We start from the raw sequence: 15,778 nt of genomic DNA on the forward strand, positions 1-15,778 counted from the left end.
CCCCGCCCCACCGGGCGCCGTCAGTCCGGCAGCGGCGCCGGCCGTTCCAGGTGCTGCAGCACGGCGTCGAGCAGGGCGAGCGCCCCCGCTTTGTCCAGCGGGTGGTTGCCGTTGCCGCATTTCGGTGACTGGACGCAGGAGGGGCAGCCCGTCGGGCACTCGCAGTCGGCGATCGTGTCCCGCGTAGCGGTCAGCCAGACGGTCAATCGCTCGAATCCCCGCTCGGCGAATCCGGCTCCGCCGGGCTGGCCGTCGTAGACGAACACCGTCGGCAGTCCGGTGTCGGGATGCAGCGCGGTGGAGACGCCACCGATATCCCACCGGTCACAGGTGGCGATCAGGGGCAGCAGGCCGATGGCGGCATGCTCGGCGGCGTGCAGCGAGCCGGGCCACCGTTCGACCGGCAAACCGGCCCGCTCGAGCAGTTCGGGAGCCACCGTGTACAGCACGGCCTGGGTGGCCAGGGTCTGCCGGGGGAGATCGAGTTCGATCAGATCCAGCACCTCACCCGACGGCCGGGTCCGCAGGTAGCCGACCACCTGGTGGCTGACCGTCACCCGTGCGAGCGCACTGGCCACCGGACCGTGGTCGCGGTGCACCCGAACCTCGTCGAGCGTGATCTCGGTCACTTCCCGGGCGCTGGTCGTCCAGTCCGGTTCTTCGGCATGGACCAGGGCGAGCCCGCCGATCAGATCCAGCTCGTCGACGACGAACGTTTCGCCCTGGTGGATATGCACCGCTCCGGGGTGCAGTGTGGCCGGCGCCCGGCCGCCGTCGGCGGTACCGACCAACCGGCCGGTGTGCCCGTCGACGATGGCCACCGGCGTACCGAGGCCGCCCCGGATCTGCACCCCGTCGTGCGGGAACGAATCCGCCGTGACGAACCAGCCGTGTCCGCGCCGCCGGATCTCGCCGCGTTCGGCCAGCTCGGTGAGGATCTCCCAGCCGCCCAGATCGCGGACCTCGGTATCGGTCAGGGGTAGTTCCAGCGCGGCGCACAACAGCTGTGGTCCGAGTACGTACGGATTGGCCGGGTCGATCACCGCGGCCTCCACCGGTCGGTCGAGCAGCGCTGCCGGGTGATGCACCAGGTATGTGTCGAGCGGGTCGTCCCGGGCGACCAAGACGACCAACGAGCCGGTGCCGTGCCGTCCGGCCCGGCCTGCTTGCTGCCAGAAGGACGCGACGGTGCCGGGAAATCCGGCGATCACGACGGCGTCGAGTCCGGCGATGTCGACCCCCAGCTCCAGCGCGCTGGTCGTGGCGGCGCCCAGCAGGCTGCCGTCGTCGAGCGCGCCTTCCAGCGCGCGTCGCTCCTCGGCGAGATATCCCGACCGATAGCTGGCTACTCGCTCGGCGAGATCGTGGTCCACCGCGGCGAGGAGCCTGCGGGCACCCATCGCGGTGAGCTCGGCTGCTCGCCGGGATCGTACGAATACCAGGCAGCGCGCGCCTTCGACGACCAGATCGGCCATCATGCGTGCGGTCTCGGCGGTGGTGGACCGTCGCACCGGGGCACCGTTCTCGCCGGTTACCGCAGTCAGCAACGGAGGTTGCCAGAAGGCGATGGTGCGCGCACCGCGGGGTGAGCCGTCCTCGGTCACCGCCGCGCACGGTGCTCCGATCAGTCGTTCGGCTGCCGCTTGCGGTTCGGCCGTGGTCGCCGAGGCGAGAACGAACACCGGCTCGGCTCCGTACCGGGTGGCGAGCCGGCGTAGCCGACGCAGGATCAATGCGACATGCGAGCCGAACACTCCTCGATAGGAATGGCATTCGTCGACGATCACGTACCGGAGGTTGCGAAACAGTCGGGACCAGCGGGTGTGCGATCGCAACAAGCCGGCGTGCAGCATGTCCGGGTTGGTGAATATCCAGCGCGCATGAGCTCGGGCCCATTGCCGGGTCTCGATCGGGGTATCCCCGTCGTAGGTGCAAAGCTGCACGTGTTCAAGGCCCGATTCCACGGCGATTTGCCATGTCGAACGTAGCTGATCGGCACCGAGTGCCTTGGTCGGCGCCAGATACATCGCCGTTGCGCCGGGGTGGTTTGCCAGTGTCGTCAGAACCGGCAATTGATATCCGACTGATTTCCCGGATGCGGTGCCGGTGGCCAGCACGACGTTGTTCCCGGAGAACGCGAGCAAAGCCGCCTCGGCTTGATGAGACCAGAGCGACGACACGCCCCGAGTTTCGTATGCCGAGCGAACGCCGGTCGGGGTCCACTCCGGCCATTCGGCGTGTCGTGCGGAACGTGCCGACAGGTCTGCAACAAAAGTCAGCGGATCTTCGCTCGCCGCCGTGCCGATCGACAGGGAATTGAGCAACGACATTCCGACACTCGGTGAGTTACTGCCGTCTACTTCGGGCTGATCGGTCATGGCATGTGGCTGACGCCGGGTGAATCAAAGATTTGGTCGCGATTGAGAGCAAAGCGCGAGAGCATTTTCTGTTCTGTCTCCGATCCTGCACGAGAGTGCGTTATCAGTACTGCGATACAGCGATATCCGAGGCAACCGTACCGTGGGTTCATGTTTAGCTATTGGGGCACTCACCTGCGAGTTCTCAAGATCAACTAATTTTCCGAATCACCGCCGCAACGCTGTCCAAAGCCCGTCGGCCGTGGTTGACTGGCGAGCGGTCGCAGCTTCTGGGTTCGGCGCGGACATCCGGGTCGAACGCAGAATCGATTGTTGCGAACGGTGTACTTGGTGCTTCCTGCGGGGAACGTGATTAAGTGCAGCGGTCGGAACGGGCCCGGCGGACCGAAGTATCTGTCCGCTGTCCGCAATGTCACAGAAGAAGGAAAAGCATGGCACAGGGGACTGTGAAGTGGTTCAACGCGGAGAAGGGGTTCGGATTCATCGCTCCTGAGGACGGCTCGGCAGACGTGTTCGTCCACTATTCGGAGATCCAGGGCAGTGGGTTCCGCACCCTGGAAGAGAATCAGAAGGTCGAGTTCGAAGTCGGGCAGGGCACGAAGGGCCCGCAGGCCACCGGCGTTCGCGCTCTCTAGAGACGGCTGCTTCGCCGTACTGAAGAAGTCTGATTCGGCCCCCATCGCGTTCGGCGGTGGGGGCCGAACGGCGTTCCGGCGGGTCTTCTCGTCGGTGCGCGTCGTCGCGGAACGTCCTCGGAAGTGCCCTACTTTGGCACTGTGCGCCAACTGTCGTTCTTCTCCGCGGATGCGCTGCCGCCGGCGATCCCGGACTTGGGCGGGCTGCTCGCGTGCGCCGGCCAGGTGGTGCGCCAGGACATCGGTGCGCGGATCTCGGTGCTCGTCGCTGCCGAGTGGCGGGCACACGCAATAGCCGAGTTGATCTCTGCGGCCGGATTGGTCGCCGAGGTGACGGTCACCACGGAGGGCAATCTGTCGGTGCGGACCGCGCTGGTCGCCGAACTACTCCCGCTGGGCAGCCAGTGGCAGCGCGGTGCGGTCAAGTCGGTGCCGGTCGGTTGGGTGCCGGGACCCCGGGCGCTGCGTGCCTGGGCGTTGGCCGCCGGGTCGCCGGAGAACGGCGGGGAGCGATTCGTGCTCGGCATGGACCCGCACGCACCCGACACCTACCCGGCGCTCACGGCCGCGTTGAGCCGGGCCGGCATCACGCCTACCCCGATCGGTGTACGCGGGCCGAATCCGGGCTTGCGGATTGCCGGCCCGCGACGGTTGGCGAAGCTGGTCGACTATCTCGGCGCGCCACCGGTGGCTGCCCCGGCAGCCGACTGCTGGCCGTCCGGATAGCCGGCGCAGGGCGACTGATCAGCGAGTATTCGCGTACTCTGTTGAATTCGATGCCTGCGGACCGGCTGCTGTCGTCCTGCTGCAGTGGTCGGGGGGCGAGTGGAAAGGCATATTTAGACGTGGCAACGCGAGACAACAAAGCAGCGAATTCGTCCTCGCCGGACGGGTCACCGCACCGCCTTGTCATCGTCGAGTCGCCGACGAAGGCCCGCAAGATCGCACCGTATCTCGGTCGCGGTTACACCGTCGAGGCGTCGGTCGGGCATATCCGCGACCTTCCGCGCGGCGCTGCCGACGTTCCGGCCAAGTACAAGGGTGAGCCGTGGGCGCGGCTCGGCGTCGACGTCGATCATGACTTCCAGCCGCTCTATGTGGTCAGCCCGGACAAGAAGGCCAAGGTCACCGAACTGAAGGGCCTACTCCGCGACGCCGACGAGCTGTACCTGGCCACCGACCCCGACCGCGAAGGCGAGGCGATCGCCTGGCATCTGCTGGAGACGCTGAAACCCAAGGTGCCGGTCCGGCGGATGGTGTTCCACGAGATCACCGAGCCGGCCATCCGCGCCGCCGCCGCCGATACCCGTGAGCTGGACAACGACCTGGTCGACGCGCAGGAGACCCGGCGCATCCTGGACCGGCTCTACGGTTACGAGGTCAGCCCGGTGTTGTGGAAGAAAGTGATGCCCAGGCTGTCCGCGGGACGCGTGCAGTCGGTGGCTACCCGGGTGATCGTGCAGCGGGAACGGGAGCGGATGGCGTTCCGCTCGGCGGAGTACTGGGATATCGCAGCCAAGCTGGATGCCGGTGCGACGGCCAGCCCGCGCAACTTCAGCGCTCGGCTGGTGAGTGTGAACGGCGAGCGGGTGGCCACCGGCCGGGACTTCGGGCCGGACGGGCAGCTGAAATCGTCGACCGTGACGGTGATCGACGAACAGTATGCGAACCGGCTTGCCGAGGCCCTGCGCGGCGCCGATCTGGTAGTCGCCTCCGCCGAGTCCAAGCCGTACAGCCGTAAGCCGTACGCGCCGTTCATGACCTCGACGCTGCAGCAGGAAGCCGGCCGAAAACTGCGGTTCTCCTCGGAGCGGACCATGCGCATCGCCCAGCGGCTGTACGAAAACGGCTACATCACCTACATGCGTACCGATTCGACGACGCTGTCCGCGACGGCGATCGAAGCGGCGCGTCGCCAGGCGACCGAGCTCTACGGCGCCGAATACGTCAGCTCCGCGCCCCGGCAGTACACCCGCAAGGTGAAAAACGCCCAGGAGGCGCACGAGGCGATCCGTCCCGCCGGCGACGTGTTCGCCACCCCGGGGGAGTTGCACAGCCGGCTGGACGGCGACGAGTTCCGGCTCTACGAGATGATCTGGCAACGTACCGTCGCCTCCCAGATGGCCGACGCCCGCGGTTCCACGTTGACGCTGCGGATCGAGGGCACGGCGGGGACCGGGGAACTCTGCACGCTGTCGGCGTCCGGCCGGACGATCACCTTCCCAGGCTTCCTGAAGGCCTACGTGGAGAGCGTCGACGAGGAGGCCGGTGGCCAGAGCGACGACGCAGAATCCCGATTGCCGCAGCTGGCCGAGGGCGCGCCGGTTACCGCGATCGAGCTGTCCGCCGACGGGCACACGACCAATCCGCCGGCCCGATACACCGAGGCGTCGTTGGTCAAGGCGCTGGAAGAGATGGGTATCGGGCGCCCGTCCACCTATGCGTCGATCATCAAGACCATCCTGGACCGCGGCTACGTCTACAAGCGGGGTAGCGCGCTGGTGCCGTCCTGGGTGGCGTTCGCCGTCGTCGGGCTGCTCGAAGCGCATTTCGGTCGCTTGGTCGACTACGACTTCACGGCCGAGATGGAGGACGACCTCGACGAGATCGCCGGCGGCCGGCAGCACCGGGACACGTGGTTGTCCGACTTCTACTTCGGTGGTGACCGGGGCGAACAGGACTCGGTAGCCCGGTCCGGCGGCCTCAAGCGGATGGTCGGTGAGCGGCTGGAAGACATCGATGCGCGGGAAGTGAACTCGATCCGGCTGTTCGTCGACGACGGTGGCCGGGACGTGAACGTGCGCGTCGGTCGTTTCGGGCCGTACCTGGAGCGAATGGTCGAGAACCCGGACGACCCGGGCGGTGACCCGGTCTCGCAGCGGGCCAACCTGCCGGACGACCTTCCGCCGGACGAACTGACCCCGGCGCTCGCCGAGCAGCTGTTCGCCACCCCGCAGGAAGGCCGGCAGCTCGGTGTGGACCCGGCCACCGGACACGAGATCGTCGCGAAGGAAGGCCGGTTCGGGCCTTACGTCACCGAGATCTTGCCGGATCCGCCGGCATCGGACGGCGACGCGCCGAAGAAGGGCGCGAAGAAGGCGGCCGCACCGAAGCCGCGGACCGGGTCGCTGCTGAAATCGATGGAGATCGCGACCGTCACCCTGGACGACGCGCTCAAGCTGCTGTCCTTGCCCCGGGTGGTCGGCGCGGACCCGGCCGACGGCGCGGAGATCACTGCGCAGAACGGCCGGTACGGGCCGTACCTGAAGAAGGGCACGGATTCACGGTCGCTGGCGACCGAAGACCAGATCTTCACCGTCACCCTCGACGAGGCGTTGAAGATCTACGCCGAGCCGAAGCGCCGCGGCCGGCAGGCGGCCGCAACGCCACCGCTGCGCGAGCTGGGTGCCGACCCGGTATCCGGCAAGCCGATGGTGATCAAGGACGGTCGATTCGGTCCGTACGTCACCGACGGCGAGACCAACGCCAGCCTGCGCAAAGGCGACGAGGTCGAGGCGATCTCCGACGAGCGCGCCGCGGAGTTGCTCGCCGACCGGCGGGCGCGCGGGCCGGTGAAGCGCAAGGCCCCGGCGAAGAAGGCCCCCGCGAAGAAGGCGGCCACCAAAACGGCAGCGGTCAAGAAGGCAGCTACCAAGACTGCGGCGGCCAAGAAGGCTCCGGCCAAGAAGTAGGCCCGGTGATGGGTGGGGCGTCGGTCGGTGGCCCCCGATAGGGTGGTCCCGTGGCGGGAGTGTTCGAACGATTGGTCGGTCAAGGCCCGGTCGTCGCCGAGTTGACGGCTGCTGCGGTTGCTGCTCGCCGGGGCAGCGCGGCCGGTCCGGCGATGACCCATTCGTGGCTGTTCACCGGCCCGCCGGGGTCCGGGCGTTCGGTGGCTGCCGTGTGCTTCGCGGCGGCGTTGCAGTGCACGGACCCGGAGATCGCCGGCTGCGGTCGTTGCCGGGCATGTCGGACCACGATGGCGGGAACGCACGCCGACGTGCGGCGGATAGTTCCGGAGGGGTTGAGCATCGGCGTGCACGATATGCGCGCGACCGTGCAGATCGCAGCGCGACGTCCCAGCACCGGACGCTGGCAGGTGCTGGTGATCGAGGATGCCGATCGGCTCACCGAGGGCGCCGGAAACGCTCTGCTCAAGATGGTTGAGGAGCCGGCCGAGCGGACGGTGATCTTGCTCTGCGCGCCGTCGATCGACCCGGAGGACATCTCGGTGACCCTACGGTCGCGTTGCCGGCACGTTCATCTGGTCGCGCCGTCGGCGGCGGCGGTCGCGGAAGTCCTGGTCTCCCGGGACGGTTTGGATGCCGAGTCGGCCCGCTGGGCGGCGTCGGTCGCCGGCGGCCACGTCGGCCGGGCCCGTCGGTTGGCGACCGATCCCGAGGCTCGGGAGCGTCGGCAACGTGCGCTTGCCCTGGCCGATGCCGTCGCCCGTCCCGGAGCGGCCTACGAAGCGGCCGAAGAGTTGGTCCGGGCGGCGGACGCGGAGGCGAAAGAAGTCAACGTCGACCGAGACGCTCGGGAAAAAGGCGAACTGGAGACCGCTCTCGGAGCCGGTGGGACCGGAAAGGGCGCTGCCGGGGTGATGCGTGGAACGGTGGGCGCAGTTCGCGAGCTGGAGCGGCGGCAGAAGTCCCGGGCAACCCGTACCGGCCGAGATGCATTGGACCGCGCGTTGATCGACGTCGCCGGACTTTATCGCGACGCGCTGGCCCGGTCGTTCGGCGCCGACGTACCGATGACCCACCCGGACATGACGGAAAAGATTGCTGCCCTGGCTGATCGCAGCACACCTGACGGTCTGCTACGTGGAATCGAAGCGGTGCTGGCGTGCCGAGAAGCGATAGCGCTCAACGTCAAACCGCGGTTCGCAATGGCGGCAATGGTGGCTGCGCTGGTCGCCGCCGAGACGACCGGGTAACCGAACAAATCATTCCAACAGACGATTTCGTCCGGTTGGTCCGGATGGAAGGCTCGGTGTCGACTTATCACGCCGGTTTGTTGGAGGAGAAGGATGTTCGTTCGTCAGGTAGCCGCGGTCGCGACGCTGACCATCGGGACGGTGGTGGCACTCCCCGCCGTCGGTTCGGCCGCGCCGGGCGACTCGGGCAGCGCGCTCGTCGACCTCGGTAGTGCTGCAGTCGATCTGGGCAGTGCGGTCGCCGATCTGGGTAGTAGCATCATCGGGCTCCCCGGGCCGAGTGGGTCGGGGTTCCGCGGCGGGGGTGGGGGACTGTCCGCGCCGCCGGAGCAGACGTTGCCGTGCAACGCCTCGGCGCAAAATGGACACGACGGCATTACGGTCACTCGTCACAACATCGGTCGCTCCGGCCCGACGTCGTTCTTGTTGAGGTGGAACACCTACTATGTGCTCGATCGGATATCCGTCTTCTACGAAGGCCGGGAGATCGCTGATACCGGGTTGATCGGCAACGCGAACAACCCGCCGAACGGTATCGGCTCGATCTATGTCGTTGTGCCTCCGGGGCGCGACTCGTTCGTGGATGTCCAGGTCGATGGTGGAACCGATACGGACTGGGAATACACGGTGAACTGCCCGTAGCCCCGTTGGGAGCGAAGCGGGTTCGCATACGGCGCCGTGAGGCGATAGACTCACTGCGCCGTACGGCACGCCGCCTTAGCTCAGTCGGTAGAGCGCTTCACTCGTAATGAAAAGGTCGCGAGTTCGATTCTCGCAGGCGGCTCCCAGGTCAGAGGCCATTTCGGTGGTCTTCTGACCGTCCCGGAACCTCCCCGGTGTGCCTGGAGTGTGCCTACCGGTGGTGGGTGGTGACATGGCCGTCAGCAGCCGATCGCGTTGGTTCTAGGCTGAACCCGTGGCCACTTCCGCAGCCGAAGTTCAGGCAGGCGATCGGACTGTTCGGGTATCGAGCCCGGATCGGATCGTCTACGAGGCAACCGATCGGACCCCGGCGGTGACGAAGCTGCAGGTTGCCGAGTTCTTCGTCGCCGTCGGGGACGGGTTGATGCGCGCGTTGCGGGACCGGCCCACCGCGTTGGAGCGGTGGCCCTCAGGAGTGCGACCGGGCATGCGGTTGGCTACCGGACCCGCGGACCGTGACGCTGCGGCGTTCTATCAGAAGCGGATGGCCAAGGGTGCCCCGGACTACGTGGAGTCGGTGCGGGTGCGCTTCCCGTCGGGTCGACCGGCCGACGAGGTCTGTCCGACCGAGATCGCGGTACCGGTGTGGTGCGCGCAGATGGGCACGTTGACGTTCCACCCGTGGCCGGTGCGCCGGGCGGATACCGACCACCCCGACGAACTGCGGATCGATCTCGACCCGCAGCCGGGCACGTCGTTCGGCGACGCCGTCCGGGTGGCCGGCCGCACCCGGGCTCTGCTCGCCGAGCTCGGGATCACCGGCTACGCCAAGACCAGCGGTAACCGCGGCGTCCACGTGTACGTGCGAATTCGGCCGGAATGGTCGTTCGAGCAGGTGCGGCACGCGGCGATCGGGATCGGCCAGGAATTGGCCCGCCGCGACCCCGGGGTGACCGTTGCGTGGTGGAAGGAGGAGCGGGGCTCGCGAGTGTTCGTCGACTTCAACCAGAACAACCGGGACCGCACCATCGCCAGCGCCTATTCGTTGCGTCCGTTGCCCGGTGCGCCGGTGTCGACGCCGGTCACCTGGGCCGAACTCGAATCGTTGACCGACCCGCGCGAGCTCAACCTGTTCACCGTGCCGGATCGGGTCGCAGCCGGCGACCCGTGGGCCGGGATCGACGAGGTATCGCACGATCTCACCCCGCTGCTGGAGCTGTGGGATGGAGTGGAGCAGAGTTTCCCGCCGGACTACCCGAAGATGCCCGGCGAGCCGCCGCGGGTACAGCCGAGCAAGAAGGTCGACGCGCACTGGGACGAGCACGGTAACCGGATCGGCGATTGACCCAGCGATCGCGAGCGAATGCGGTCGGTTACCCGTCCAGCGCCGCCGGCTCGGCCTGCCCGAGCAGTTCGTCGCGATCCTCGACGAGCGCGAAGCCGGCGGCGATCATCGCGTCGGTCGCGGCCGCGTACTGCCTGAGGTAGGCGTCCGCGCTGCCGTACCGGGCGCGTAGCCGTTGCGCGGCAATCGGTTCGGTGCTGCCGAAGAGGGAACAGATCAGCGAGGCGTCGGGCGCCGGCAGGCCGGACAGGGTGGTGGTGGGCACGTCGACCGCCGGGGTCCGGACACCGCCGGTCACGTTGCCCCACTCGTCGCGGGCGAACTCGGGCTCGCCGTCTCCGGTCGCGATATCCAGGCACGGCGCCGAGGGTGCTGCCGTTCCGTCGCTCACCCAACGGTCCAGCGCCCGCAGCGCGGCCCGGAGCACGAACACCTGCTGGCCGCGGTTGACCGGCCGTGGACATCCCAGGATCGGTTCGAACTCGCCGATCTGGAACTTGTCGGCGTGCGCGGTCCCGGCGATCTCCCACACTCGCAGCCAGGTCGAGTCGGCCTGCCGGGCAGGCAGATACGCGAGCCGGCCGAACAGGTCGGTCTCGGTCTGCACCACCACGGTCGGCACGGTGAGGTCGTCGCGGAGTCGGGTCGGCGGCCCGTCCAGGACTTCGTCGATCGTCAGCGCCCGGCCGGGTTCGCCGAGCGGGGCAACTGCGCCGCCGCGGCTGTGGATCAGGAATGCATCGAACAGGTCGGTGAGTGGCTGGATGCCGTTGTGGTAACTGCACAGCGCGACGGCCGATTGGGACTCGCCGGTCGCGACGACCCGGGTGATCGGTAGATCGCCGAGCGGTCCGGCCGGATCCCGCAGCCCGCGGGCAACCGAACTGAAAATGTCGTAGCTGTAGGCGTCCCCGGGGTGGTGCAGCCGCTGATATCGAACCGGGTCGAACGCGGCCGGCCCACCGCGGGACTCGGCGGGCTCGCCGTCGCTCAACGGCACGGCTGCCGCGCCGCCCATCACCCCGGCGTACTGCGCCGATACCCCCACCCAGGTGTAGCCACCGCGCACCAGCTCCGCGGCGAGGTAGGTGTAGCCCGGTCCGGCATCCTGCCCGCCGCTCACGTTGAGCCACTCGACGACCAGCGTGCCGTTGCTCCGGGCCGCTTCGGCCGGCCGACGGACGATCGCGCGGGTGGCGAACGGGGATGTCTCGCTTCCTTTTTCGTACTCGACTCGACCGTCGGGCGACTGCGGGCCGACCATCCGGTAGTTGCCTGCGACACCCTCGACGAGGTACTCCCGTTCGAGATAGCCTGCTGCGGCCAGATCCGGCCCGGTGGTCGCGGAGGCGAGCAGTGGCCCGTTACCGCCGGTCAACAACGTCACGGCAACGGCCATGATCGCGGCTCAGGCGCCGATCGCGGGGCCGATGGTCGGCCACGAATCGTGCAGGTCGTCGGCGTAGTACGACCACGAGTGCGTGCCGCTCGGTCGATACACCACGCGCGCGGGAATGCCGAGCCCGCGCAACCGCTGGTCGAACGAGGAGACGCAGGCGAACACCCCGGTCTCCACCGGGCCACCGGCCAGAATGTTCTCCGGCAGTTGCGGTTTGAGCTCCAGCTCGTGCGGGCCCGGGAGGCCGGTGCCGGTGGACAGGTAGATCGTCTTGCCGCGCAGTTGATTCGCGTTCGCCGCCGGATCGTGCGCAGACCATTGCGGCCCGCCGACCGGCCCCCACATGTTCTGTGGATCACCGCCGTGGCTGGCGATGGAGAACAGAATCGCCGGCGTGGCCAACGAGGTGTCCGGGCAGGCGCTGTAGCCGGCGACCGCCCGATACAGCCAAGGCTTGCGGGTGGCCAGGATGAAGGCGCTGTTGCCCCCCATCGACAGCCCGCCGATCGCGTTCACCCCGTTGCCGCTGAACTGGGCATCGATGATCGGTGGCAACTCCTCGGTGAGGAAGGTCTCCCACTTGTAGTTGCCCAGTTGCGGATCAGGGCGATCCCAGTCGGTGTAGTAGCTGGCCGGGCCGCCGACCGGCAGGACGACGTTCACGTTCTTGTCGGCGAAGAACTGCACCGCGTCGGTCGCGTTGGTCCAGGTGCTTTCCCGGTCGCCGGGCAGCAGTCCGTCGAGCAGATAGTAGGTCGGGCGGGGTGCGCCGCCCGCCGGGTGCAACACCTGCACCTGGACGACCTGTCCCATTGCCGGCGACTGCACGAAAAGCGCTGTGCGGGTGGGGGTCAGATCGGTGACGCCGACAACGGTGGCCGCGCCGGCGCTCGGTCCGGCGAGGACCTGCAGGGCAAACGTCACGACGAATGCCAAGACCATTGCCGCGAAGGCTTCTCGCCGCATTTCACTCCCTCGACCCCGAACGCTCTCAGTAACCCGGCGAACCTATCAGGGTCGGGCTGGGGTGGCGCGGAGCCCGAAGAACGGCCCGGCAGATTCCGCGGCCCGGAGCCTCGGATCGGCGCTTGACGATATTCTGCACCGATCGCCCTGGGGTCGGCGCCATGGCAACCGGCAGGCAGGCTCCGAGCGAGCGGTGCACCGCGTGGCCGCGAGTATTCGCGACTGCCGACCGGCCCGCCCAAGAGTGAGGTGATCGGTTGTGGCGGATTCCGACTCGACGGTTCCGTTCGCCGACCTGTCGGCCGCCGACCTGCGCGTCGACTGCCGGTATCTGGCCGGTCGGTCGGGCACGGCAGCCGACGATCCGCTGGCGAAGTTGCTGCCGGTCGGTAACCAGGGCGGTTTCCGCTACCGCGGATCGCCCGTCGAAGGCACGGTCCGGCTGGTGGTGCTTTACACGAGCGGAACGGAGGTCGACTGGCCAGATCTGCTCGATCCGCAAACCGGCATCTTCACCTACTACGGCGACAATCGCAAACCCGGTGCCGCGCTGCACGAAACCCGGCGACGCGGGAATCTGTTGCTGCGCGACGTTTTCCACCTCGCTCACGGGAGCCCGGCAGACCGGTCCCGAGTTCCGCCGTTCTTGTTGTTCGAGAAGGCTTTTCCGGGTCGGTCGGTACGATTCCGCGGGTTGCTGGCACCCGGGGCGGCGACGCTCACCGCCGACGACGATTTGACGGCCATCTGGCGCAGCCAGTCGGGGTTGCGATTCCAGAACTATCGAGCTCGATTCACCGTGCTCGATGTGGATACCGTTGCCCGATCGTGGCTCGATGAGCTGGTCGGCGGCAAACCTACGACGGGCGCGCCATGCCCGGCGGTATGGCGTGCGTGGGTGGCGAGCCGGTCGTACCAGCCGCTGCTCGCACCGTCGACCACGGTAATCCGAAGCAAGCCGGAGCAACTGCCGGCAGATCCGGTCGGGCTCGGCGTCCTGCGCACAATCCACGCCTACTTCGCCGATCGGCCGCACGACTTCGAGGAATGCGCGGTCGCCATCTGGCGGTTGATCGCACCTGCGACCGGCCGAGCCGACGTGACCCGGCCCAGCCGTGACGGCGGCCGTGATGCCATCGGCGAGTACCTCGTCGGGCCGCCCGCCGACCGGATCTCGCTCGACTTCGCGCTGGAGGCGAAGTGCTACAGCGAGTCCAACGGCGTGGGGGTCAAAGAAATGAGCCGACTGATCTCACGTTTGCGGCACCGCCAGTTCGGCGTGTTCGTGACGTTGTCCTACTTCGGTCGGCAGGTCTACGAAGAAGTACGAGCCGACGGGCACCCGATCGCGCTGATCTGCGGCCGCGACGTGGTCACGGCGCTGCGTGGTCACGGATTGGGTGATTCCGCGTCGGTGTCGGCCTGGTTGACCGTGCAGTTTCCGCGCACAGAGTCGGCTGCGCAGATCGACGTCGCGTTCCCCGGCCGTCCGATCGATCTGGACGTCGATGCCGATGGTGGGAGCGTCGAGGCACACGCCGGCGGGAATGTCCGCGACCCGGGGACTGTTAGTTGAATCATGAAGCATATCGGCTTTTTATCGTTCGGCCACTGGACCGACTCGCCGCATTCGCAAACCCGAACAGCTGGTGACACGCTGCTGCAATCGATCGATCTGGCGGTCGCCGCGGAGGAACTCGGCGCGGACGGGGCGTATTTCCGGGTGCACCATTTCGCCCGGCAGCTCGCCGCTCCGTTCCCGCTGCTGGCTGCGATCGGTGCGCGTACCTCGCGGATCGAGATCGGTACCGGGGTGATCGACATGCGGTACGAGAACCCGCTCTACATGGCGGAGGACGCCGGTGCGGCGGACTTGATCTCCGGGGGCCGGCTGCAGCTGGGCATCTCGCGGGGTTCGCCGGAGCAGGTCGTCGACGGTTACCGCTACTTCGGTTATCGCCCGGAGAACGACGATCATGCGGCGATGGCCCGCCGGCACACCGAGGTGCTGCTCAGCGTCCTCGACGGCGAAGGGTTCGCCGAGCCGAATCCGCGGCCGATGTTCCCCAACCCGCCCGGTCTGCTACGGGTCGAGCCGCATTCCGACGGTTTGCGGCGCCGGATCTGGTGGGGCGCGGGTAGCCGGTCCACCGCCGAGTGGGCTGCGGAGCAGGGCATGAATCTGATGAGCTCGACATTGCTGACCGAAGACACCGGCGTGCCGTTTCACCAGCTTCAGGCCGAGCAGATCGAGCGGTTCCGTAAGGCGTGGGCCGAGGCCGGGCACGACTGGCAGCCGCGGGTGTCGGTGAGCCGCAGCATCATGCCGATCACCACCGATGAGGATCGGGCCTACTTCGGTGCGGATTCGAACAGTCGGGACCAGGTCGGGTGGATCGACGGCGGCAACGCCCGATTCGGCCGGTCCTACGCCGGCGAGCCGGACACCTTGATCGCCCAGCTCGCCGAGGACGAGGCGATCGCCGCCGCGGACACGTTGCTGCTCACCGTGCCCAACCAGCTGGGCGTCGATTACAACGCCCACCTGATCGAATCGGTGCTGCGCGATGTGGCCCCGGGGCTGGGTTGGCGCTGATCGGTTGTCGGCGCGACGCACGGCTACCCGGCAGCCTCGGCGACCTCTTCGGACCGGACGACGAATTCGGTGAGCAAGATCGATCCGAACGAGTTCACCATGGCGACATCGGCGGCGTCGCGGCCCCGGGCGATCAGCACCCGGCCGATCCGTGGGGTCTTGTTACGTGGGTCGAACACGTACCACTGCCCGCCCAGGAAAGCTTCCAACCAGGCATGGAAATCCCGCGGATCCGAACTGGCCGTACCGATGTCGGCGAGGTAGCCGTTGCAGTACCGCGCGGGGACATTCATCGCCCGGCAGAAGGCGATGGCCAGGTGGGCGTAGTCCCGACAGACGCCCACCCGTTCGTCGAAAGCGCCTCGCGCGGTGCGGGTGCTGCTCGCGCACTGGTAGTCGAAGGTGATGTGGTCGTGCACGTAGTCGCAGATCGATTGCACCAGCGCCCAGCCCGTCGGTCCGTCGCCGAACAGATCCCACGCCGTCTGGGACAGGAGATCGGTGTCGCAGTATCGGCTGCCCAACAGGAATACCAGCGTCTCCTCGGGCAGATCGGGTACCGGGAGTTGCTTCGCGTGGTCGGCGATCACGTCGGCGCGGCCGCTGTCGTCGACCACCGCGTCGGCGGAGATGCGAAGGGCGCCGGGCGGGGCGACGATGCGGCTGCACCGGTTTCCGAAGCCGTCGCGGTAGTCGGTGACCGGCACCGGCGGATCGAACGTCAGATGGTCGGCCCGGACGAGGTCCGGGACGCGGGTGTCATGCACATGGAGCGTGAGGATCATCGGAGTGGGCTGCGTGCACTCCAGGGTCATGTCAAATCCGACGCGGAGCTGCAACTCCCTCGACCTCCGATTCGTCAGGGTTGGTTCGGCTCC

General features: G+C 67.8%; 12 protein-coding genes and 1 tRNA gene. 9 read left to right on the forward strand and 4 right to left on the reverse strand.

The genetic code is table 11. The features are described from left to right. Positions 1–20: 20 nt before the first annotated feature. On the reverse strand, positions 21–2,378 hold the full coding sequence (locus KV203_RS01850) for a DEAD/DEAH box helicase (protein WP_066466934.1): 2,358 nt from the start codon (positions 2,376–2,378) through the stop codon (positions 21–23). 431 nt (positions 2,379–2,809) lie between these two features. On the opposite strand from KV203_RS01850, the gene KV203_RS01855 reads away from it, so the two are divergent. The 7 genes from KV203_RS01855 to KV203_RS01885 all read left to right on the forward strand — a co-directional run bounded on the left by KV203_RS01855 (position 2,810) and on the right by KV203_RS01885 (position 9,939). Continuing rightward, on the forward strand, positions 2,810–3,013 hold the full coding sequence (locus KV203_RS01855) for a cold-shock protein (protein ID WP_029925108.1): 204 nt from the start codon (positions 2,810–2,812) through the stop codon (positions 3,011–3,013). A 141-nt stretch (positions 3,014–3,154) separates the two neighbouring features. Continuing rightward, the gene (locus KV203_RS01860; RefSeq protein WP_066466933.1) at positions 3,155–3,739 is read left to right on the forward strand and encodes a hypothetical protein; all 585 of its coding nucleotides are present in this window, start codon (positions 3,155–3,157) and stop codon (positions 3,737–3,739) included. A gap of 119 nt (positions 3,740–3,858) precedes the next feature. Then, entirely contained in the window at positions 3,859–6,705 is a 2,847-nt protein-coding gene (topA, locus tag KV203_RS01865) for a type I DNA topoisomerase (RefSeq protein WP_066466932.1), read from the forward strand. Between the two features lie 50 nt (positions 6,706–6,755). Next, complete coding sequence (locus tag KV203_RS01870) at positions 6,756–7,952, forward strand: DNA polymerase III subunit delta' (RefSeq protein ID WP_066466931.1); 1,197 nt, start codon at positions 6,756–6,758, stop codon at positions 7,950–7,952. 93 nt (positions 7,953–8,045) lie between these two features. Next, positions 8,046–8,594: a hypothetical protein gene (locus tag KV203_RS01875; protein WP_066466930.1), complete on the forward strand. Its 549-nt coding sequence runs from the start codon at positions 8,046–8,048 to the stop codon at positions 8,592–8,594. A 69-nt stretch (positions 8,595–8,663) separates the two neighbouring features. Then, positions 8,664–8,736, forward strand: a tRNA-Thr gene (locus KV203_RS01880). Positions 8,737–8,868: 132 nt separating this feature from the next. Next, a complete protein-coding gene (locus KV203_RS01885) occupies positions 8,869–9,939 on the forward strand; it encodes a DNA polymerase domain-containing protein (RefSeq protein ID WP_066466929.1) in 1,071 nt (356 codons plus the stop codon). Positions 9,940–9,967: 28 nt separating this feature from the next. Here the strand turns inward: KV203_RS01885 and KV203_RS01890 are convergent, their stop codons facing one another. After that, positions 9,968–11,338 carry an alpha/beta hydrolase domain-containing protein gene (locus KV203_RS01890; protein WP_066466928.1) on the reverse strand — a complete coding sequence of 457 codons (1,371 nt, stop codon included), beginning with the start codon at positions 11,336–11,338 and terminating at the stop codon, positions 9,968–9,970. A 9-nt stretch (positions 11,339–11,347) separates the two neighbouring features. Beyond that, positions 11,348–12,304 (reverse strand): alpha/beta hydrolase, encoded by a 957-nt coding sequence (locus KV203_RS01895; RefSeq protein ID WP_066466927.1) that lies wholly within the window; start codon positions 12,302–12,304, stop codon positions 11,348–11,350. Positions 12,305–12,563: 259 nt separating this feature from the next. Between KV203_RS01895 and KV203_RS01900 the strand changes: the two genes are divergently transcribed. After that, complete coding sequence (locus KV203_RS01900; RefSeq protein WP_083529764.1) at positions 12,564–13,880, forward strand: restriction endonuclease; 1,317 nt, start codon at positions 12,564–12,566, stop codon at positions 13,878–13,880. A gap of 3 nt (positions 13,881–13,883) precedes the next feature. After that, the gene (locus KV203_RS01905) at positions 13,884–14,900 is read left to right on the forward strand and encodes an LLM class flavin-dependent oxidoreductase (protein ID WP_066466926.1); all 1,017 of its coding nucleotides are present in this window, start codon (positions 13,884–13,886) and stop codon (positions 14,898–14,900) included. A gap of 23 nt (positions 14,901–14,923) precedes the next feature. On the opposite strand, the gene KV203_RS01910 is transcribed toward KV203_RS01905, so the two are convergent. Next, positions 14,924–15,715 (reverse strand): transglutaminase domain-containing protein, encoded by a 792-nt coding sequence (locus KV203_RS01910; RefSeq protein WP_217995929.1) that lies wholly within the window; start codon positions 15,713–15,715, stop codon positions 14,924–14,926. Between the last annotated feature and the right edge of the window lie 63 nt (positions 15,716–15,778).

The organism is Skermania piniformis (genome assembly GCF_019285775.1).
Lineage (GTDB): Bacteria > Actinomycetota > Actinomycetes > Mycobacteriales > Mycobacteriaceae > Skermania > Skermania pinensis.